This is a genomic window from Yersinia aldovae 670-83 (genome assembly GCF_000834395.1).
GTDB classification, from domain to species: Bacteria; Pseudomonadota; Gammaproteobacteria; order Enterobacterales; family Enterobacteriaceae; genus Yersinia; species Yersinia aldovae.
The window spans coordinates 1415438-1432840 of record NZ_CP009781.1 but is presented as its reverse complement, the minus strand read 5'-3'; the positions used below and the strand labels follow the sequence as shown (position 1 = coordinate 1432840).

Sequence of the window (17403 nt, the reverse complement as noted above, 5' to 3'; positions counted from 1 at the left end):
ATTGCTCGTCAAATCCGCTTCGCTATTGCATAAACTTATACGCATTGCTATTATCACCATGTACACAATACTAAAAGGAATAATCATGACCAATAAGGCTATTGAGCGAGCGGTCAAAATCGCAGGGAGCCAGCAGAAACTCGCAGATCTTTGCGGAGTTAAACAGCCAACTGTATGGCGCTGGCTACACGGTGGTGGCATCGACTTTCGTTATGTAAAAGCAATCGTCAAAGCGACAGGCGGGAAAGTTAAACCGCATGAGCTGGGACAAGACCTAACTGACCTAGCTGAATTTCTGAAAGCAAGTTAAGCACCACCGTTCTTTAACACCACTGACCGCCCTGACTCGAGGGCACCACTACCAAAGTGACAAGCTCACAGCTTTGTCACGTAACAACATTCAACAAGGAAAGTATTACGCATGGAACGTGCAATTGCTTGCAACACATCAATCACATGTAAACCGGAAGTGCTCGAAGGCTACTGGCTGAAAACGGTACTGGAATTTGGCAATAACTCACTGGCCAAGCTTATGGGGATTCACCCAACGGCATTGAGCCGAGATAAGGCTCGTATAGCTAAGCTGGCCAGCCAAATGGTTCATCAGCTTGGACTACCCAAAGGTAGCGTTGCTGTCGAGGGCTGCGAGCAAAACATCGTCATTACAGGCGAAGAGGCCAGAAAGCTTCTTTCAATGTTGGAGCACATCAGAGCGTAGGGGTGTTTATGGGCTGGAGCCAGTTTGTTTACGACCACATTGAGAAAGAGCTTCTCAAATTGAAGTACCCGCCAGCAATCGCTAAGGGGGGGGGCTGCATTCGGTGAGGATTACTACAAGCGATCATCACAAGCCAGCACCAAGGGAAGGATATATGACGACTGCTTACGGTTGGCAAAAGAATGGGCCAAGAAGAACACAACGGCATCTGACAGGGCTGACGAAGTGCGAGTTAAGCATCGTGAAGCTAGGGCGTCTCAGCAATCAGCATTGTTCTAAAGAAAACGCCCCAACAGCACGAACTGTTAGGGCGTCGGTAATCAGGTATGCAAGCCAATTACAGAGGTAATTATACATGAGTTTATCTACGGTAGTAAACCCGACCATGACCAGTCAGGAAATAGCTGATCTCGTTGAGTCTCGTCATGACAAAGTTAAGCAATCAATCGAAAGACTGGCACTTCGTGGAACAATTCAACTCCCCCCATTGGGGGAAGTTAAAAATCACCTTGGGCAATCGGTAGCTGTGTACCAAGTTGGAAAGCGAGACAGCTACATCGTCGTTGCTCAGCTTTCCCCTGAGTTCACGGCTCGATTAGTTGACCGCTGGCAGGAGCTGGAAAATCAGGCGCGCATTCCTCAAAACTTGCCAGATGCCTTGCGACTGGCGGCAGACCTCGCAGAAGAAAAACAGAAACTGGAAAATCAACTTGCTATTGCAGCTCCGAAAGCTCAGTTCGTTGACAGCTACGTCACTGCCACCGGATCTCTTGGTTTTCGCGAAACGTGCAAACTTCTTCACATCAAAGAGCCAGCCTTCCGTAAGTTCCTGCTCGATAGCGAGATCATGTATCTGCTGGCTGGGAAGCTAACGCCTTACGCTCAACACATTGATGCAGGTCGTTTCACTGTTAAAACAGGCGAGAACCTAACAAACGGTCACGCCTTTATCCAAAACAAGTTCACCCCTAAAGGCATCCAATGGATCGCCGGATTACTGGCTGCTCATCAAATCAAGGATATTGCCGCATGAGTACAGCCAAGCTATTTGATATCAGCGCCGAACGTGAGCGCAGGAGCAACAGGATGGAGAACCAGAAGCTTGGTTATGTCCCGCTGTACCGAAGCATCAAGAAGAAACCTTGGCACAAAGATGTTTTCCTGCGGACTCTCTGGGAGGACCTGTTATTGGGTGCTCAAAGAAAGCCCCGTACGGTTAATTTCAAAGGTCACCAATGGAATCTTCAATCCGGTCAACTGGTCACGACAGCGGCTGATTTAGGGCTATCTCTGTGCGATAGAGAAGGTAAGCCAACAAGCCGTGATGCGGTGGGCAGGATGCTCTCCTTTTTCGTCAAAGAAGGGATGATTGCAACGGGTGGAGAGAAGCGAAAAGGGACGGTAATCACCATCCTAAATTACGCTGAATATGCCGAAAAAATAGACAATTTACCCGCACATAATGCCGCACTTAACCCCGCACATAGTGAAGTCAGTAACGGTGCGGCTTTAGAGGGTGGTGCCGCACATAACGCCGCACTTAACCCCGCACATCATGAACAAGAAGGTAATAACAATAATATAAAACCCTTTACGTCAGAGAATTCTAACGAATCCCCTGACACCCCACCTAAGAAGCTTCCTTTAGTTCGTCCTGATGCTGCAATCCAAAGCGGTAAAAATTGGGGAACTGCTGAAGACCTTCGAGCAGCTGAGTGGATGTTCAGCGCCGTGCTGATGATTGCCCCTGACGCTAAAAAGCCGTCTTTTGCTGGCTGGGCCAATAGCATCCGGTTGATGCGTGAACGGGATGGCAGGAATCACCGAGACATGTGTGTGCTTTTCAAGTGGGCCATGCAGGATAGTTTCTGGTGTGGCAACGTGCTTTGCCCGTCAACGCTACGCGAGAAGTGGGACAAGCTGGACATCAAACGCAAGAAACAGCAATCAGGCACTGCCACTGGCAAGCCTGTTTTGGACTTCGATAACACTGACTGGATAAACGGGGTATCGGTATGAGAAATGTCGTCACAGCCATCCAGAACCGTGATGGTCAATCATTGCAGCAAATGTACGCCGCTGACAAGCCAAAGCAGCAGGTGCCAGAGCAGGCCGCGCAGATATTCAACGAGCTATTTCGCCAGTTGAAGGCTGCATTTCCAGCGCTGATGACCAGCATCAAAGACCAAAGCGACCTGAATGAGCTACGTCGCCAGTGGGTTTTGGCATTCATCGAAAACGGGATTACCAGTATCGACCAAGTTAACGCTGGAATGAAGATCGCCCGCCAACAGGCTACGCCGTTCCTCCCGTCGCCCGGTCAATTCATTGCATGGTGTAAGCAGGGTGCCACCCGCGCCGCTGGACTGCCTGATGCTGATGAGCTTTACGACATGGTGATGGACTATGCCAAGCGTCGTGACATGTTCAGCAGTGCCGAAGCATTCCCTTGGCCCAGCAATCCGGCTTACTGGATGGTCACAAAGCTTTATTCACAGCAGCGAGTGCAGGGGCTATCTGAGCAGGACTTACGGAAACGTTGCGGCAAAGAGTTGGCTGACATGTCGAAGCGCATTGAATCTGGTGAGCCGATCCCCGCGCCGGTAGTGCAAATCCCCAAACTTCACATACCGGTTAGTAACGAGAAGGCACTGGATCACATTGCCGAACTGCGCGCCAAGCTGAACATGACGAGGAAATTATGATGGAAAAAAGTAATGACACACGCAATTGGCGGTGCTTCATCGGTATGCATCAATGGCTAGAGCACTCTCACCGTGTACATAGTGAATTTGCGAAAGAAAGAGATAAATTGCCGACCAGAATATACACAATATATACGCTGAAATGTGTTCATTGTGGCGAAATGACAGTGAGGAGAATCTGATGGACATAACTAAATCGCGGGAAGAGTTTGAAGCTGAATTCCGCAAACAACACGCGGGCCAGCCACACATTGAAATGCTTCTTGAAATGTATAACCACGGCACTGATGAAGAGCCTGAAATTGATTACTACTCGCTGGATGCTCGCGATGCTTGGAAGTGGTGGCAAGCTAGCCGCGAAGGCATTGTGGTGGAGTTGCCAACGCAAGACGAATACGACGACCCGATATCGGCATACAACGCCATTGGCGACTGCAAAAAAATCCTCCGCACTGCCGGCATTCGAATCAAGGGAGAGAGTGAATGAGCAGATTAATCAGCATCGGTAACTGCCTTGTTGACATAGAACAAATTGCAGCCGTCGAGGTTCACAGACATGGATATCAATCGAAGTATGTTGGCGCAAGAATCACTCTTAAAACTGGCGCGATTATTTACGAAGAGGGTAATTCACTGCGGGTGGTGAAAGAGATAATTGCAAAAGAACTGGAGCTAAAACAATGAAAGAATTAAATAGTTTCACTGTAGAAGAGATTGAAGAAATTATAAGTTCCTGCCAGCAGGAGATTCACAACACGCCAACCAGCGATGAGTTTCCTGTAAGTCCTCGATTGCTGCTTTCACTAGCTCGAATCGCGTTAGCTGCGAAGTCTGGTGATTTGTTTATTGGGATGGATATTGGCGTTGATGTCAGCACCTGTGAAGCTGATGCATTGAACCGATATTACGGAACCATCACTGAAGTCAGTGAGCTAGAAACAAAAAAGAACGGCGTAATTCTTCTGGTGCAAGATGCTGAACCAAATTTCACCACCACCCCACAGTTGAACTCTCCGGAGATACCGGATGGTTGGCCTACAGAGGATATGGTCATAGCTGGCTTTGAGTCTGGGGCATGGGATGCACTTTCATCAGCAGTATTAAAGCGCCAAGGCTGGCCCTACAGTTGCAGAGAAAGCGCTGAATGTGTCACTGGTATCTTTAAAGCCATGCTAGCCGCCGCGCCGGAGAAGCCACTATGACCAGTGAAGCCTATTTTTTATATTCAGGAATCGTTTTAAATGCTCTGGTAGCACTCACGTTTGTCATTACTTTTTGGCGCTGGTTTATCTGGCCTGCTTTCATTGCTACCAGTCTGGTTCGTTGCTTCACTGCCGTTCAGATTAAATATGGACATGAGCGCAAGTTTTCTCGGACGCTTAGGCAATGGTGGATTGAATACACAGGGCATCTAATCGTTGGGCAGACATATGACTCAATCCGCAATAGACACTTCGTATGGCACGGCGTAGGTCAGTGGACAGTCTTTAATGGTGAAGACCATGGATAAACAAATATTCTTTCTACGAAACGAACAAGTAAGACGAAACCTGATAGCAGCAATAAACCAACTCCCACTCGATGACCACCACCCCATAACAATCCGCATCACCGACTTTGACCGCTCCCTACTGCAAAACAGCATGTTCCATGCATTGTGTGGTGACGTGGCTAAGCAGGCGTTGTGGATGGAGAAAGAGCGAAATCTGGTTCAGTGGAAAACGTTATTCGTGTCAGGACACGCAATGGCAACTGGAATGGGAGCGGAAGTAGTGCCGGGCCTTGAAGGTGAATTCTGCAACATCAGAGAATCAACCGCCAAGATGGGCATTAAGCGCATGACCAGCCTAATTGAATACAGCACGGCGTGGGCGGTAGGAAGTGGCGTGAAGCTGCGCGAGGTTCGCTACACCAATGATTATTTCGGGAGAGCAGCATGATTAACGGCATTATTTTAGGCGTTGCAGTCTGCGTATTGATCTGGGCCTCCTATCGCCTTGGTTGGGAATCAGCACACCAGACTGTAGCAATGGAGTGTCAACGGCTAGGTAAGTTCTACGTTGGCAAGAAAACCTATCACTGCATGGTGATTGAGGAAAAGGCTGATGAGGCAGATAAGCCCAACCCAGATAGCACTAGATAACCTGATATTCCGCAAGACCTCTCGAACCAAGCCTAATCCCCCAATCCCCGCCAGCGAAATACCCACATATGACGCCATCTATCCGTTATTAGCTAAACGCTGGCTAAGACTCAGGAGTAGAAAGAATGCTTGAACTACAGCGCTCCGTCTGCGCGTTCTGCCGGGCCACCCTAAAGCCCGACGAGGTTTATTCGTGTGATAAGTGCGAACGTGAAAACGCATCAATAGAAATGCTGGAGGAAGATGATGAGTAGCTTTCGAGATTTAGTTAAGAAATTACAGGATGACTCCCGCACTACGGTTGATCTGATTGCTTTCAAAAAAGACAGGGACAGCCAGACATCAGAAAGCCGGTATTTCGTTAAGCACGCAGCAAAAACCATTTTAGAGCAAGAAATGGTTATTCACGGCAATGTTCATGGCTACACGGCTGAAGCGGTAATTACTGAATTCCCTCACATGGAAACCGAGAAGGCTGCCGCGCTAAAGCTTGCAGACTGGCTAAAGAGAATGGCACTAGCAATTGAGGGCCATTACAGCGAACCAGAGGAGGAAGCCGATGATAACCGGCAAGCCAAAGAATAAACCACCCAAGCAAAAGAAGTGCAAAGTCTGCCCCACCAAGTTCACCCCTCGAAACTCCCTCCAATTAGTCTGCTGCGGCAACTGTGCTTACCTCTACCAAAAGAGGCAATCTGAAAAGAAAGCGGCTGATAAGGCATTGGAAGAAAGAAAGGCATGGCGAGAGCGCAAGGCTAAGTTGAAGCCGCTCAAGCACTGGGAGGACATGACGCAGCGCGCGGTGAATGACTACATACGAGAGCGGGACAGGGACGAGCCATGTATTAGCTGCGGGACATGGGAAACCGTTCAGTGGGAAGCGGGCCACTACCGGTCGAGGGGTGCGGCATCACACCTCCGCTACAACGAGGATAATATTTCCAAACAATGTCACCGGTGCAATGCCGAGCTATCAAGTAACGCCATCCCGTACCGAGCAGCACTAATACTAAAAATCGGCACTCAGCGCGTTGAGGCGCTCGAAAACAACAACACTCCCCACCGATACACCCGCGAAGAACTCGACAGCATCAGAGCGCTGTACAGAGCGAAATTACGTGAGCTTAAAAAACTTCAGGAGGCAGCGTGAACGCAGATATCAAAACCATCCCCGAGTTACTTATCGCCGCCTATGGCAACCAATCAACCGTGGCGGCACAGCTAAATACTCAGCGCTCAACGGTAAAGAAGTACGCCAATGACGTGAAGGGAGAGCGGCACGCCATTGTTAATGGTCGGCTGATGGTTGGGACAACTGGCAGGAAGAGGATTGAGAAATGAGACTGGAATCAATAACGAAACACTTCTTCGCTAAATCCACAATGATTAGCGACTCTCCACGGGCAACGGCTTCTGATTCACTTACCGGCACCGATATCATGGCAGCTTTAGGGTTGGCAGACCTTAAAAGCGGCTTCGGGCTGGAATTGTTTTTGGCAAAGCAGGGGATCAGTAATCCGCATCGCGCCGTGGAAAGTCTCACTCAATATGCGCTGAAAGAATCCGTTAAGTACAAAGCAATCTCTAAGCTCGATGAGGATATTAAACAAAGCGTCGTGCAAACACTCGCAAGATATGCGTTTGCAGATTATGCGCGCAGTGCTGCCAGTGTTCGTGAATGTGAATGTTGCAAGGGTGAGGGCTTTATCGAGGCTGATGTTTTCACAATGAAAAGCCACTACACGATGCAGTTACCACAGTTTGCCAAAGACTTTGGTCAAAGTCCGAGCGACTTCGAAGTGAAGCGAAAAGTTGAAGAGACAGTCCGACTGTTGTGTAAGCCGTGCAACGGGAAAGGCGCGGTTTCCAACTCATGTCGATGCAACGGGAAAGGCACCGTAGTAGACAAGGAGAAATCAGAGCAGCAGGGAATTCCAGTTTATAAAACCTGCGGGAAATGCTCAGGTCGTGGTTATTCTCGACTGCCATCATCTGAGGCTTGCGCGGCCCTTGAGGAGTTCGTCGGTGAGATACCAGAAACCACATGGCGTCGTAACTTTAAACCCATGTATGAAGCTCTGATAAGCAAATGCCATGCAGAAGAGGGTTTCGCTGACGCACAATTGCATGCGGTGACACGATAGAAGCACGATTGCCACGGATGGCGACATTTTAAAAGCAAAGTGTTGACTATTTGGCGGAAATGGACTAGATTCATCTCTAACGGTGGTAATTGCATCCGTTGAAGTGGTTAACCACCAAGTAAGCCCAGCCATCGAGCTGGGTTTTTCTATTTTAGGGCTGCGCTAATTGCGTGGCCTTTTTCATTTTCGGAGCCAGAGCAATGAAAACTTATATCGCTGGCCCCATGACTGGCTTGCCTGAATTCAATCGACAGGCATTCAATGCGGCAGCCAAAGAGATAGCTGCATCTGGCCACGTCCCGCTAAATCCAGCAATTCTCCCTGACGGATTATCTCAACCTGATTACATGTGTATTTGCATGGCAATGCTGCAACGTGCTGATGCTATTTATATGCTGGACGGGTGGCAATCAAGTGCAGGGGCTAGAGCAGAATACGCACTAGCTGAAAAGCTTGAGATTGAGATTTTGTTTCAGGAACTGAGTATTAAGCAAATAATTGGACGAAGAGCGTTCAAAGCATAATTTCAAGGCTCACTTCGGTGGGCTTTTTTCATTTCAGCCATCCGGTCGCGCCGGTATGCGCACAACTGGATAGCAATATGGAAAACCAAAATAACCCACAGGGAAAACTTGAGAGTGCTGCGTGGTTAATTCGATGGGTAGATAGCTGGAAGAAGCTGGCGATTTTGATTGTGCTGACATTGTTTAGCATTGCGAGTTATTTGGCCTATGACTACCGGCGGGAGATTACCTATTGGGCGCTGGCTCATTACGGCACCCCACGCATTGACCAGACAAAAATCGATGCTGAAGTGCGCAGCATGATGAGCGATACCGGTGGCGTAACAGTTTCCGTCTGGAGCTTGAACCTACAGCGTAATCAGCGCATCGCTTTATACGTTCGCATTAGAGAGCAACGATTATCGAATCTTGAAGGGGTGGGAGATTTAATTTTCCGGCCTCACTCAAAACTATCAATGGCAGTTATCGACCTCCTGGATAAAAAGACGGTGTGCTACGACCTTGTGCAGTCTACGGCGATTGGCCGGGCGGCATCGGCGGCGGGTGCCACATACGTTTGCTCTGCTGCCGTCCCCCCACAACACGGTTCAATGATAGGGCTTATTGCTGTTGGCTTTACTGAGAAGCCAGAGAATGAAGATTACGTTCGTCAGCGAATACTGCTGGCATCTGAGAGGATCATTAAATGACGACTAATTTTATATTTAGCCAGCGCAGTGAGAATAACCTGAAAGGCGTTAACGCTAACTTGGTGAAAGTGGTTCGCCGGGCTTTGGAGTTGTCAGTGGTTGATTTTGGCGTAACTGAAGGGCTTCGAACTGTCGCCCGGCAAAAAGAGCTTGTGGCTGCCGGTAAAAGTCAGACCATGAACAGCCGGCATATTACTGGCCACGCTATCGACGTATTCGCTTACCCCACAGCAAGCGGGTCATGGGAATGGAAATACTACGAGCAGATATCTACCGCATTCAAGCAGGCAGCCAAAGATATTGGCGTTCCTATCGAGTGGGGCGGCGACTGGAAGACACTGAAAGACGGGCCTCACTTCCAACTACCACATAAAGAATATCCCGCATGAATCGTGTAACGGCAATACTCATTGCTGTAGCTGTGGCGCTGCTATTTGGCGTGACATATTATCAGGGGAGAGTAACCACCCTTCAGCGTGATGTGGCAGAGATAACTGCAGTGGCCAATCAGCAGAAGAAAGACCTTCAACTCATTGAAGTCCAGCGCCAAGCCGTAGCCGCTATTGATATCAAATACACCAAGGAGTTGGCAGATGCCAAATCTGAAAACGAGCGCCTTCGTGCTGATATCACTAATGGCACTAAGCGGTTGCAGCTCAACGCCACATGTCCAAAGTCAGTGCCCAAAACCACCGGCCCCTCCAGCATCCCTGATGATGCCAGCGCCAGACTTACTGAGTCCGCTCAACGGGATTATATCAGTCTCAGAGAGCGCATCGGAATCGCAACCAGCCAAATAAACGGCTTACAGGACTACATCACTAACGTGTGTCTGAAATAACCAACCAGAGGTCAAAATTATGAGTGAAGCATGCGATGGCGCAGAAATGCCGCGCTACCAGTGTCACAAGCAAGTGTGGGCGCTGAAGATTAAAGCTATCAAGGTGATGACAGATGGCACTGGCGTAATCACCCCAGAGGAAAAAGGGTTTGGTGATTTCGATGTGGAATCTGACTACATCAACAAGCACTGTCCTCAGGTTGGTGGGTATTACGTGCAGTATAAAGGCGGTTATGAGTCATACAGTCCTGCTGATGCGTTTGAATCTGGTTACTCCCTGATTAAATAAATTCCCCCGACAAGGAATAGATAGCTTCTCTCGATGGAGGTGATTCAGCCTGTTTCACTGGGCCTATCTTGGCGGCTCGGAAAGACGAGAAGTGGTGTAGCAACGCCGAGAGGAGTCGCAAAGCCGCGAACAAATAATAAATGACATTACAGCAGGCATTTACGAGTGCCTGTGATAATGCCAACCAATGGGTTAAGTGGGATATACATGGCAAAAACAAAATGGCCGAATCTGCCGCGTTATTTTATTCCGCTATTTCATTCTGCGAATATCTATCTGTGTCGTTCAGTAGAAGAATGGAAGTTGGCATGCAAACACCTGGCTGTTGATGCTGGGGAAATAGATACGCTGTCTGGAGCCGCGCAAACTTACTCAAATAATGAAACTAACGAGAATATTTATTTGATTGGTATTTTCGATGGCGAATTATCAACGCTAGTTCATGAGTGCGCCCACGTAGCGTTTTACACCTGCCGAGATGTCGGCGTAACCATCGATACTAACGCAGCAAATGAAACGTACTGTTATCTCCTAGACAGGATGGTTAGCCACTTCCTGCCATATATTCAGGACAAAACAAAGAGTAAATGATTATGCGAAAGCCGGACTGGGAAAAGATAGAAGCTGAGTACCGCGCTGGTCTGTTCTCTGTTCGTGAGATTGCAACACAGCAAGGGATCTCTCATACAGCGATAAATAAGCGTGCAAAGGCTGAAGGATGGGAAAGAGATTTAAACGCAAAGATAAAAGCGAAGGCTGATGCGATAGTTTCCAAACGTGAGGTTTCCAAGCAGGTTTCCACCGAAAAGGTAATTTCAGAACGGCAACTAATCGAGGCTAACGCAGAGGTAATTGCGAATGTCCGTATGGAGCATCGTGGTGATATTCGAAAAGCTCGGAAACTGACCAACGCTCTGCTTGATGAATTAGGTACTGAGTGCGCTGATGTCCCTGCTTTGGAAAAGCTCGGTGAGCTGATGTTTGAACCTGATGAAAAAGGACAGGATAGATTGAATGAAATCTATCAGAAAATAATCAGCATGCCGGAGCGCGTAAAGTCGGTTAAAGCGCTTAGCGATGCATTGAAAAACCTAATCAGTCTTGAGCGTCAAGCGTACAACCTTGACGAAGTAGCAAAAGACCCTGATGACCCACTCAAGAAAGACCTCAACACGACGGACATTGCGCGCCGTCTTGCATTCATATTAACGCAATCAATGCGGGAGCAACAAAATGCCTGATATTTTAGTTTCACTACATGGTAACCGATTGGGCATTACTGGCCCTGACGCTACTGGTAAATGTTCTTTAGTTCTTGATGGTGTGATTGTTGCTGGTGTTGGTGTCACACTAACCATTCCTGCACCAACTGCATTAGTTCGCGGCGGCGTATTGCAACAAGCAACCATTACAGCACTAACTGATTCATCTGGTGGTACATCAGGCGGGAATACCGTTCCTGTGATACCGGTTGTCACCGCCGCAACTACCGATGCCACAGCCGCATCATTAACATCTACCAACGCTGCATTGACGGCAATTCGAAATGATGTAGCAACCCTTGCCGCACGCTCTAACGTTCTTCTTGCGTCTGATAAGGCGGCTGGAGTCGTTGCTTAACTCCCTTTGAGGTAACCATGTCTGCAATCTCATTCGACGACGTACTCAATCGACTTACTGGTCTATCGCCTGAATCTTTAGAGCAGGTAGCCAAAGAGGTAATGAGCGCGACAGGGGATCAAATATGGATACCTAACCCCGGCCCTCAGACTGATGCTTATTACTGCGAGGCTGACGAGCTATTTTATGGTGGACAAGCTGGCGGAGGTAAATCAGCGCTTGTTAATGGGTTGGCGGTTACTCAGCACGAGCGAACGCTAATACTTCGACGAATCCGAGAAGATGCCAAGAAGTTGGCTGAAGCGGAATTAATCGGGAAGCTATTTGATGGCAGTCGTGATGGCTGGAATGGGTCAGACCTTATCTGGCGTAAAGATAGGCAGTTAGTTCAGTTTGGTGGCTGCGAACTTGAAACAGATAAGCAGCGCTACAAAGGCGACCCGCACGATCTTATTTGCTTTGATGAGATTACAGACTTTCTCGAATCTCAATATGAATTTATCACCATTTGGAACCGGTCAACAACAAAAGGGCAGCGATGTCGAGTTGTTTGCACTGGCAACCCCCCGACTTCTGCATCTGGATTGTGGGTGATTAAGCGGTGGGGGGCATGGCTTGATCCCTCTCACCATAGCCCGGCCAAGCCAGGCGAGTTGCGTTGGTATATTCGCAATGAGGCTGATGAAGAAGTTGAAGTTGACGGGAGAGGCCCACATGGCAGCGCTCCTGATGGCTCTCCTGTATTTGCTAAATCACGAACATTCATACCTGCAAAGCTAAGTGATAACCCTGATTTAGCGGAAGATGGTGAGTATTCGCGAATATTGAACTCGCTTCCTAAAGAGTTGCGGGATGCTTATCGCGATGGACATTTTGCTGCATCACTGCAAGACGAAGCATTCCAGTGCATTCCTACAGCATGGGTTAAAGCTGCAATGGCTCGCTGGAAGCCTCAACCGCCAGTAGGTGTAAATATGAGTGCTATCGGCGTTGACGTTGCTCAAGGTGGCAGTGATAACACTGTGTTGGCTGCTCGGTATGGTTCATGGTTCGATAAGACTCAATCAGTGCCTGGTAAAGAAACTCCTAGAGGTTCTGATGTTGCTGGGCTCGTAATATCTAAGCGGCGCAATAATGCAAAAGTGATTGTTGATATTGGCGGCGGGTGGGGTGGTGATGCTTACGCTCATTTGCGTGAAAACGGTGTTGATGCTTCTTCATATATGGGGATTAAAGCATCACATAAGCGAACCTCAGATAAATTACTTTCATTCGCAAATATTCGTACTCAGACCTACTGGCAATTTAGGGAGGCATTAAATCCTGACCAGCCAGGCGGATCTGATATCGCCCTGCCTGACGACCCTAAACTTCTATCTGACCTGACTGCGCCAACGTATGAAGTTAAACGTGGACCTGGAGGCGGAGTTATTCACCTCGAAGCAAAAGACAAGCTTATTAAGAGGCTTGGCCGATCACCTGATGATGGTGATGCAGTCGTGATGTCTTGGTCTGATGGTGAGAAACAAGAAAACGTTAGAGGTGGCTACAAAGTTAGGGCTGGAACCGTACCAAAGGTAAATTTGGGGCATTCATCTACAAAGAGGAAACGATAATGGGCGGGATTGGAAAGTTTTTCTCCAGCGCGTTAAGTTCAGTTTTAAAACCAATTAGTGGAATTCTTGGTGGCGGTGAAGGGGATGCAACTGTTATCCAGACACCAGCAGTGGAAGAGTTTCCAACTGAAGATACTGAAGCAGTAACCAGAGCTAGGCGACGCAAGACAGCAGAGCAACAGGCTAGAAGCGGTCGTTCGAGCACTATATTAAGCGGCGGCAGTGATAAGTTAGGTGGTTAAATGGAAGCTCGCGCTCAGCAGTTAATTAAACAGGGTGATCACCTGTTCGGCAAAAAGTCACCTATCCTCAATTTGTGGCAGGAAATAGCAGAACAGTTCTACCCAGAGCGCGCCGACTTCACCGTTTGCCGTTCGCTCGGTACTGAATTTGCAGATCATCTAATGACATCCTACCCAGTTATGGCTCGTCGTGACCTGGGTAACTCATTTGCATCCATGCTCCGACGTGATAAGTGGTTCAATTTAAGCACTGGCGATGATGATTCAAGCGATCACTCAGCCAAAGTCTGGCTTGAAAGGGCTAGGGATATACAATTTAAAGCAATGTATGACCGCCGAACCCAGTTTGTTAGGGCAACCAAAGAGGCAGATCACGACTATGCTGCATTTGGTCAGTGCGCAATCAGTGTTGAATTAAATAAAAATGCCGATGGCCTACTTTATCGTTGCTGGCATCTGCGTGATTTGGCATGGGCTGAAAACTCAGAAGGCATCATTGATACAATTCATCGAAAGTGGAAGCCAACGGCAAGAGATCTTAAGGCCACCTTTGGTGTTAAGGTGCATTCTAAGATTAATGATTCCCTTGAGAAAGATCCTTATCGCGAGTTTGAGTGTCGTCACGTTGTAGTGCCTTCTGATGAATATGGTGGTAAGTATGCTACACCATACGTTTCTGTCTACATCGATGTAGAAAATCAACATGTGATGGAAGAAATACCAATCTTTCATCGGGTGTACGTAATTCCTCGCTGGCAAACTGTTGCCGGATCTCAATACGCATACTCACCTGCCACCATAGTTGCCTTGCCTGACGCTCGGTTAATCCAGTCAATCAGCCGGGTATTGCTAGAAGCTGGAGAGAAAGCCGTTGACCCGCCAATGGTAGCTAACCGTGAAGTGTTCCGTGATGATTTTAACTTGATGGCTGGAGGCATAACTTGGGCTGATATTGAGATGGATACCGACATTCGCAATGTTATTGCTGAATTTGGTAAAAACACATCATTGCCAGCAGGCATAAACATCCGAGATGACGTGCGTGAGATGATTTCTCAGGCCTTCTATTTGGATAAGCTAACCTTGCCATCTGTTCGCGAAATGACGGCATATGAAGTTAGCCAGCGAGTGCAGGAGTACATCAGGCAGGCATTGCCAATATTTGCCCCAATAGAATACGAATACAGTGGCGACTTGTGCGAAATGTCATTCGACATTCTAATGCGTGGCGGTGCGTTCGGTTCTCCGATGGATATCCCTGAATCACTCCGTGGGCAAGAGGTTAAGTTTACTTTCCAGAGTCCATTGCAAGATGCCATCGGTAAAGAGAAACAAGGGCTACTACAGAATGCAGCCCAGATGCTAGGGGTTGCTGCACAGATTGATCCAACTGTTGTTGCTGACGTAGATATTCGTGTTGCATTCCGTGATGCAATGGATGGATTTGGGGTCCCAGCTAAATGGATGCGTAGCGAGGATGACGCCAATCAACTGATACAGCAACAATCGCAACAGCAACAAGCACAAGAGGCCATTGATGATGTACAACAGGGCGCTAGTGTAATGCAAAATGTTGCGGCTGCAACTCAAGCTGCGGAGGCTATTGGATGACAATACCACCTCCATATGAACCTTATCCATGGGCTGATAACCTTCCATTTGTTTATGCCCTAAAAGCGCTACATGAAGGAAATGCTAACGCTGATCAGCAGAGGCTAATTACCAAAGAGTTAATGACGCTGACTGGGTATTACGACCTAAGTTATCGACCCAATAGTGACAGAGATACGGCGTTTGCGGAAGGTAAGCGGCACATTGGCGCATCCGTCGTGAAGATAATCAACTTACCTGCTGCCGTGATTGAACAATCAAAGCAGAGAAAAACCAAAAAATGACCTGCTTCGGCGGGTTTTTTATTGAGGCTTATACATGAATCTCTTTATGAATCTATCCCCATTTCGCGGCTACTGTAATGAATTAAACACTGATGGCGGTGACGGTAGTGGTGGCAATGCTCCTGAAGCTACAACCGATACTGCGGCCCCAGTTCTGCCCGCTGAACACACAACCCAACCAAGCACATTAAATGCTCCAGATAAAGCTGCGCCGGCAGTAGTAGCAGAATTCCCTGAAGACTGGCGTGATAAGTTGGCGGGTGATGACCAGAAATATCGGAAGCAGTTAGAACGATACGCCTCCCCACAGGCATTAGCCAAAGCACACAAAGAGCTACAGAGCAAAGTCAGCTCAGGTGAATTACTTAAAGCAGCTAAGCTTCCAGAAAACCCTACTGCTGAAGAGCTTACCGCTTGGCGCAAAGATAATAACGTTCCAGAAAAACCCGCTGACTATATGAATGATTTACCTTCTGGGATCATCATTGGTGATGAGGATAAGGCGCGGGTTAATTCCTTTATTGAAACCATGCACGGTAAGAACGTCTCCAAAGACGTAGTTCAGGCTGCAATAGAGTGGAATCAGAATAAAATTGAGGCAGAACGGCAAGAGGTTTATGACCGTAACTCAGATCTGCAAGAACAAACCGAAGAGGCTCTACGTGCAGAGTGGGGTCCAGAGTTTAAACGGAATATCAATCTGGTGAATGGCGTAATTGCTACATTGCCAGAAGCTGCGCGTGACGTGTTTGCTGGGGCAAAGGCACTAGATGGTACAGCGCTATTCAATAACCCCGACATTATGCGCTGGATGGTTGATATGGCACGCAAGGTCAATCCTGTTGGCACTGTAGTGACTGGGGCGACAAATATCAGCGCAGTAGATTCAGAAATTGAGCAGATTGAAAAAGTAATGAAAGATAACCGACCCGCTTACAATAAAGATGCAAAAATGCAGGACCGCTACATGCAGCTCCTGGAAGCAAAAGACCGCTTCAACTCCTAATACCCAATCTTTTACACCAACGCATAAAACGGCCCCGTTAACCAAGCAATCGGCCCCCATTCACTTGGGATACCCCACTATTGCCTGAAGAAAGGACACCCCGTCGGAGCGATATATAACCCGATGAGGAAATTAAAATGGCGAATACCGCTTTCCAAACGATGTACCGCAATGAATTCATTGCTGGTTTTGAACAGAGTCAATCATTGGTTCGACAAACAGTAACGACTGAAGGTGTTGTTAAGGGCAATCAGATTGTGTTCTTGGTTGCTGACTCTGGTGGCGCTGAGGCTGTTACTCGTGGCGTCAACGGCATGATCCCTGCTCGTGGAGATAACCTGAATCAACCGATTGCAACCTTGGTCGAATGGCATGACTTGGTTCGCAAGACAAACTATAACGTCTTTGCAAGCCAGGGTGACCAGCGTGCAATTATGCAAGGCACCACCATGGCAGTGCTTAACCGCAAGATTGACCAAGACATCATTGGTGAATTGACAGCAGCAACGCAAACCACCGGTGCAACTGCCGTAATGTCACTGGCTTTAGCTATGAAAGCCAAAGTTATTCTTGGCAATAACGAGGTGCCAGCCGACAACCAGTTATTTGCACTGATCACCCCAGCTGCTGAGGCGTATCTGATGCAGACCAAAGAGTTTGGCTCCGTTGATTACGTGAACAACAAGCCGTTCACTGTTTCTGATAGTTCACTGAAGTCGTTCACTTGGGCTGGTGTTAACTGGATAGTACATCCAAACCTGCCAGGAAAAGGCACTAACGCCGAGACCTGCTTCCTGTATCACCGCAATGCCATTGGTCACGGCATGGATATTAAAGGACTGCAAACTCCAGTCGGTTACGACGAAGAGCAGGATTATTCATGGGCGCGTGCGACTGCGTACATGGGCGGCAAACTTTTGCAAAACAAAGGTGTTGTCAAAATCATTCATGATGGTTCTGCATTCGCATAA

The 17403-nt window shown here is 48.1% G+C and carries 29 protein-coding genes; all 29 read left to right on the top strand.

What is annotated here, in order from left to right:
- Positions 1 to 85: 85 nt before the first annotated feature.
- The 29 genes from AT01_RS06640 (at position 86) to AT01_RS06495 (ending at position 17403) form a co-directional block, all read left to right on the top strand.
- On the top strand, positions 86 to 310 hold the full coding sequence (locus tag AT01_RS06640) for a helix-turn-helix domain-containing protein (protein WP_011816499.1): 225 nt from the start codon (positions 86 to 88) through the stop codon (positions 308 to 310).
- A 111-nt stretch (positions 311 to 421) separates the two neighbouring features.
- Positions 422 to 718: a hypothetical protein gene (locus tag AT01_RS06635; RefSeq protein WP_042546566.1), complete on the top strand. Its 297-nt coding sequence runs from the start codon at positions 422 to 424 to the stop codon at positions 716 to 718.
- A 355-nt stretch (positions 719 to 1073) separates the two neighbouring features.
- The gene (locus tag AT01_RS06630; protein ID WP_042546565.1) at positions 1074 to 1751 is read left to right on the top strand and encodes a phage antirepressor KilAC domain-containing protein; all 678 of its coding nucleotides are present in this window, start codon (positions 1074 to 1076) and stop codon (positions 1749 to 1751) included.
- Between the two features lie 53 nt (positions 1752 to 1804).
- Positions 1805 to 2737 (top strand): replication protein, encoded by a 933-nt coding sequence (locus AT01_RS06625; protein WP_042548526.1) that lies wholly within the window; start codon positions 1805 to 1807, stop codon positions 2735 to 2737.
- Positions 2734 to 3423, top strand: a complete 690-nt coding sequence (locus AT01_RS06620) for a replication protein P (protein WP_042546564.1) — start codon at positions 2734 to 2736, stop codon at positions 3421 to 3423. Before AT01_RS06625 ends, AT01_RS06620 begins: the two co-directional genes overlap by 4 nt.
- A gap of 181 nt (positions 3424 to 3604) precedes the next feature.
- A complete protein-coding gene (locus tag AT01_RS06610; protein ID WP_052489950.1) occupies positions 3605 to 3910 on the top strand; it encodes a hypothetical protein in 306 nt (101 codons plus the stop codon).
- Positions 3907 to 4107, top strand: a complete 201-nt coding sequence (locus tag AT01_RS06605; protein WP_042546562.1) for a hypothetical protein — start codon at positions 3907 to 3909, stop codon at positions 4105 to 4107. Before AT01_RS06610 ends, AT01_RS06605 begins: the two co-directional genes overlap by 4 nt.
- Entirely contained in the window at positions 4104 to 4625 is a 522-nt protein-coding gene (locus tag AT01_RS22235; protein ID WP_052489949.1) for a hypothetical protein, read from the top strand. Before AT01_RS06605 ends, AT01_RS22235 begins: the two co-directional genes overlap by 4 nt.
- Complete coding sequence (locus AT01_RS06595; RefSeq protein ID WP_042546561.1) at positions 4622 to 4933, top strand: hypothetical protein; 312 nt, start codon at positions 4622 to 4624, stop codon at positions 4931 to 4933. The genes AT01_RS22235 and AT01_RS06595 overlap by 4 nt, the downstream gene beginning before the upstream one ends.
- Positions 4926 to 5363 (top strand): recombination protein NinB, encoded by a 438-nt coding sequence (locus AT01_RS06590; RefSeq protein ID WP_042546560.1) that lies wholly within the window; start codon positions 4926 to 4928, stop codon positions 5361 to 5363. The genes AT01_RS06595 and AT01_RS06590 overlap by 8 nt, the downstream gene beginning before the upstream one ends.
- The gene (locus AT01_RS06585) at positions 5360 to 5566 is read left to right on the top strand and encodes a hypothetical protein (RefSeq protein ID WP_042546559.1); all 207 of its coding nucleotides are present in this window, start codon (positions 5360 to 5362) and stop codon (positions 5564 to 5566) included. The genes AT01_RS06590 and AT01_RS06585 overlap by 4 nt, the downstream gene beginning before the upstream one ends.
- 243 nt (positions 5567 to 5809) lie before the next feature.
- On the top strand, positions 5810 to 6151 hold the full coding sequence (locus AT01_RS06580; RefSeq protein ID WP_144404918.1) for a hypothetical protein: 342 nt from the start codon (positions 5810 to 5812) through the stop codon (positions 6149 to 6151).
- Positions 6126 to 6716, top strand: coding sequence for a recombination protein NinG (locus tag AT01_RS06575; RefSeq protein ID WP_042546557.1), 591 nt, complete (start codon positions 6126 to 6128; stop codon positions 6714 to 6716). Before AT01_RS06580 ends, AT01_RS06575 begins: the two co-directional genes overlap by 26 nt.
- A complete protein-coding gene (locus AT01_RS06570) occupies positions 6713 to 6907 on the top strand; it encodes a protein ninH (protein ID WP_042546556.1) in 195 nt (64 codons plus the stop codon). The genes AT01_RS06575 and AT01_RS06570 overlap by 4 nt, the downstream gene beginning before the upstream one ends.
- Positions 6904 to 7710, top strand: a complete 807-nt coding sequence (locus AT01_RS06565; protein WP_042546555.1) for an antitermination protein — start codon at positions 6904 to 6906, stop codon at positions 7708 to 7710. Before AT01_RS06570 ends, AT01_RS06565 begins: the two co-directional genes overlap by 4 nt.
- 200 nt (positions 7711 to 7910) lie before the next feature.
- Positions 7911 to 8234 carry a DUF4406 domain-containing protein gene (locus tag AT01_RS06560; RefSeq protein WP_042546554.1) on the top strand — a complete coding sequence of 108 codons (324 nt, stop codon included), beginning with the start codon at positions 7911 to 7913 and terminating at the stop codon, positions 8232 to 8234.
- Positions 8235 to 8311: 77 nt separating this feature from the next.
- Positions 8312 to 8923, top strand: coding sequence for a hypothetical protein (locus AT01_RS06555; RefSeq protein ID WP_144404917.1), 612 nt, complete (start codon positions 8312 to 8314; stop codon positions 8921 to 8923).
- Entirely contained in the window at positions 8920 to 9312 is a 393-nt protein-coding gene (locus tag AT01_RS06550) for a M15 family metallopeptidase (protein ID WP_042546552.1), read from the top strand. The genes AT01_RS06555 and AT01_RS06550 overlap by 4 nt, the downstream gene beginning before the upstream one ends.
- On the top strand, positions 9309 to 9764 hold the full coding sequence (locus AT01_RS06545; RefSeq protein ID WP_042546551.1) for a lysis protein: 456 nt from the start codon (positions 9309 to 9311) through the stop codon (positions 9762 to 9764). The genes AT01_RS06550 and AT01_RS06545 overlap by 4 nt, the downstream gene beginning before the upstream one ends.
- Positions 9765 to 9783: 19 nt before the next feature.
- Positions 9784 to 10053: a hypothetical protein gene (locus AT01_RS06540; protein ID WP_042546550.1), complete on the top strand. Its 270-nt coding sequence runs from the start codon at positions 9784 to 9786 to the stop codon at positions 10051 to 10053.
- Positions 10054 to 10260: 207 nt separating this feature from the next.
- Positions 10261 to 10644 carry a hypothetical protein gene (locus AT01_RS06535; RefSeq protein WP_042546549.1) on the top strand — a complete coding sequence of 128 codons (384 nt, stop codon included), beginning with the start codon at positions 10261 to 10263 and terminating at the stop codon, positions 10642 to 10644.
- 2 nt (positions 10645 to 10646) lie between these two features.
- Positions 10647 to 11294: a hypothetical protein gene (locus AT01_RS06530; RefSeq protein ID WP_042548523.1), complete on the top strand. Its 648-nt coding sequence runs from the start codon at positions 10647 to 10649 to the stop codon at positions 11292 to 11294.
- On the top strand, positions 11287 to 11673 hold the full coding sequence (locus AT01_RS06525) for a hypothetical protein (RefSeq protein WP_042546548.1): 387 nt from the start codon (positions 11287 to 11289) through the stop codon (positions 11671 to 11673). The genes AT01_RS06530 and AT01_RS06525 overlap by 8 nt, the downstream gene beginning before the upstream one ends.
- Positions 11674 to 11690: 17 nt before the next feature.
- The gene (locus tag AT01_RS06520; protein ID WP_042546547.1) at positions 11691 to 13289 is read left to right on the top strand and encodes a terminase family protein; all 1599 of its coding nucleotides are present in this window, start codon (positions 11691 to 11693) and stop codon (positions 13287 to 13289) included.
- The gene (locus AT01_RS06515; protein ID WP_042546546.1) at positions 13289 to 13531 is read left to right on the top strand and encodes a hypothetical protein; all 243 of its coding nucleotides are present in this window, start codon (positions 13289 to 13291) and stop codon (positions 13529 to 13531) included. The genes AT01_RS06520 and AT01_RS06515 overlap by 1 nt, the downstream gene beginning before the upstream one ends.
- Complete coding sequence (locus AT01_RS06510) at positions 13532 to 15142, top strand: portal protein (RefSeq protein WP_042546545.1); 1611 nt, start codon at positions 13532 to 13534, stop codon at positions 15140 to 15142.
- Positions 15139 to 15426: a hypothetical protein gene (locus tag AT01_RS06505; protein WP_042546544.1), complete on the top strand. Its 288-nt coding sequence runs from the start codon at positions 15139 to 15141 to the stop codon at positions 15424 to 15426. Before AT01_RS06510 ends, AT01_RS06505 begins: the two co-directional genes overlap by 4 nt.
- 46 nt (positions 15427 to 15472) lie before the next feature.
- The gene (locus AT01_RS06500) at positions 15473 to 16432 is read left to right on the top strand and encodes a hypothetical protein (RefSeq protein ID WP_144404916.1); all 960 of its coding nucleotides are present in this window, start codon (positions 15473 to 15475) and stop codon (positions 16430 to 16432) included.
- Between the two features lie 137 nt (positions 16433 to 16569).
- Entirely contained in the window at positions 16570 to 17403 is an 834-nt protein-coding gene (locus tag AT01_RS06495) for a phage capsid protein (protein WP_042546542.1), read from the top strand.

What these genes read in the sequence shown, in the direction of transcription:
- AT01_RS06505 (WP_042546544.1), top strand. Translation starts at nt 15,139, where the DNA reads ATGACAATACCACCTCCATATGAACCTTATCCATGGGCTGATAACCTT.
- AT01_RS06610 (WP_052489950.1), top strand. Translation starts at nt 3,605, where the DNA reads ATGGACATAACTAAATCGCGGGAAGAGTTTGAAGCTGAATTCCGCAAA.
- AT01_RS06620 (WP_042546564.1), top strand. Translation starts at nt 2,734, where the DNA reads ATGAGAAATGTCGTCACAGCCATCCAGAACCGTGATGGTCAATCATTG.
- AT01_RS06535 (WP_042546549.1), top strand. Translation starts at nt 10,261, where the DNA reads ATGGCAAAAACAAAATGGCCGAATCTGCCGCGTTATTTTATTCCGCTA.
- AT01_RS06640 (WP_011816499.1), top strand. Translation starts at nt 86, where the DNA reads ATGACCAATAAGGCTATTGAGCGAGCGGTCAAAATCGCAGGGAGCCAG.
- AT01_RS06595 (WP_042546561.1), top strand. Translation starts at nt 4,622, where the DNA reads ATGACCAGTGAAGCCTATTTTTTATATTCAGGAATCGTTTTAAATGCT.
- AT01_RS06520 (WP_042546547.1), top strand. Translation starts at nt 11,691, where the DNA reads ATGTCTGCAATCTCATTCGACGACGTACTCAATCGACTTACTGGTCTA.
- AT01_RS06565 (WP_042546555.1), top strand. Translation starts at nt 6,904, where the DNA reads ATGAGACTGGAATCAATAACGAAACACTTCTTCGCTAAATCCACAATG.
- AT01_RS06580 (WP_144404918.1), top strand. Translation starts at nt 5,810, where the DNA reads ATGATGAGTAGCTTTCGAGATTTAGTTAAGAAATTACAGGATGACTCC.
- AT01_RS06585 (WP_042546559.1), top strand. Translation starts at nt 5,360, where the DNA reads ATGATTAACGGCATTATTTTAGGCGTTGCAGTCTGCGTATTGATCTGG.
- AT01_RS06625 (WP_042548526.1), top strand. Translation starts at nt 1,805, where the DNA reads ATGGAGAACCAGAAGCTTGGTTATGTCCCGCTGTACCGAAGCATCAAG.
- AT01_RS06555 (WP_144404917.1), top strand. Translation starts at nt 8,312, where the DNA reads ATGGAAAACCAAAATAACCCACAGGGAAAACTTGAGAGTGCTGCGTGG.
- AT01_RS06510 (WP_042546545.1), top strand. Translation starts at nt 13,532, where the DNA reads ATGGAAGCTCGCGCTCAGCAGTTAATTAAACAGGGTGATCACCTGTTC.
- AT01_RS06630 (WP_042546565.1), top strand. Translation starts at nt 1,074, where the DNA reads ATGAGTTTATCTACGGTAGTAAACCCGACCATGACCAGTCAGGAAATA.
- AT01_RS06560 (WP_042546554.1), top strand. Translation starts at nt 7,911, where the DNA reads ATGAAAACTTATATCGCTGGCCCCATGACTGGCTTGCCTGAATTCAAT.
- AT01_RS06575 (WP_042546557.1), top strand. Translation starts at nt 6,126, where the DNA reads ATGATAACCGGCAAGCCAAAGAATAAACCACCCAAGCAAAAGAAGTGC.
- AT01_RS06525 (WP_042546548.1), top strand. Translation starts at nt 11,287, where the DNA reads ATGCCTGATATTTTAGTTTCACTACATGGTAACCGATTGGGCATTACT.
- AT01_RS06515 (WP_042546546.1), top strand. Translation starts at nt 13,289, where the DNA reads ATGGGCGGGATTGGAAAGTTTTTCTCCAGCGCGTTAAGTTCAGTTTTA.
- AT01_RS06550 (WP_042546552.1), top strand. Translation starts at nt 8,920, where the DNA reads ATGACGACTAATTTTATATTTAGCCAGCGCAGTGAGAATAACCTGAAA.
- AT01_RS22235 (WP_052489949.1), top strand. Translation starts at nt 4,104, where the DNA reads ATGAAAGAATTAAATAGTTTCACTGTAGAAGAGATTGAAGAAATTATA.
- AT01_RS06605 (WP_042546562.1), top strand. Translation starts at nt 3,907, where the DNA reads ATGAGCAGATTAATCAGCATCGGTAACTGCCTTGTTGACATAGAACAA.
- AT01_RS06545 (WP_042546551.1), top strand. Translation starts at nt 9,309, where the DNA reads ATGAATCGTGTAACGGCAATACTCATTGCTGTAGCTGTGGCGCTGCTA.
- AT01_RS06530 (WP_042548523.1), top strand. Translation starts at nt 10,647, where the DNA reads ATGCGAAAGCCGGACTGGGAAAAGATAGAAGCTGAGTACCGCGCTGGT.
- AT01_RS06540 (WP_042546550.1), top strand. Translation starts at nt 9,784, where the DNA reads ATGAGTGAAGCATGCGATGGCGCAGAAATGCCGCGCTACCAGTGTCAC.
- AT01_RS06495 (WP_042546542.1), top strand. Translation starts at nt 16,570, where the DNA reads ATGGCGAATACCGCTTTCCAAACGATGTACCGCAATGAATTCATTGCT.
- AT01_RS06590 (WP_042546560.1), top strand. Translation starts at nt 4,926, where the DNA reads ATGGATAAACAAATATTCTTTCTACGAAACGAACAAGTAAGACGAAAC.
- AT01_RS06500 (WP_144404916.1), top strand. Translation starts at nt 15,473, where the DNA reads ATGAATCTATCCCCATTTCGCGGCTACTGTAATGAATTAAACACTGAT.
- AT01_RS06635 (WP_042546566.1), top strand. Translation starts at nt 422, where the DNA reads ATGGAACGTGCAATTGCTTGCAACACATCAATCACATGTAAACCGGAA.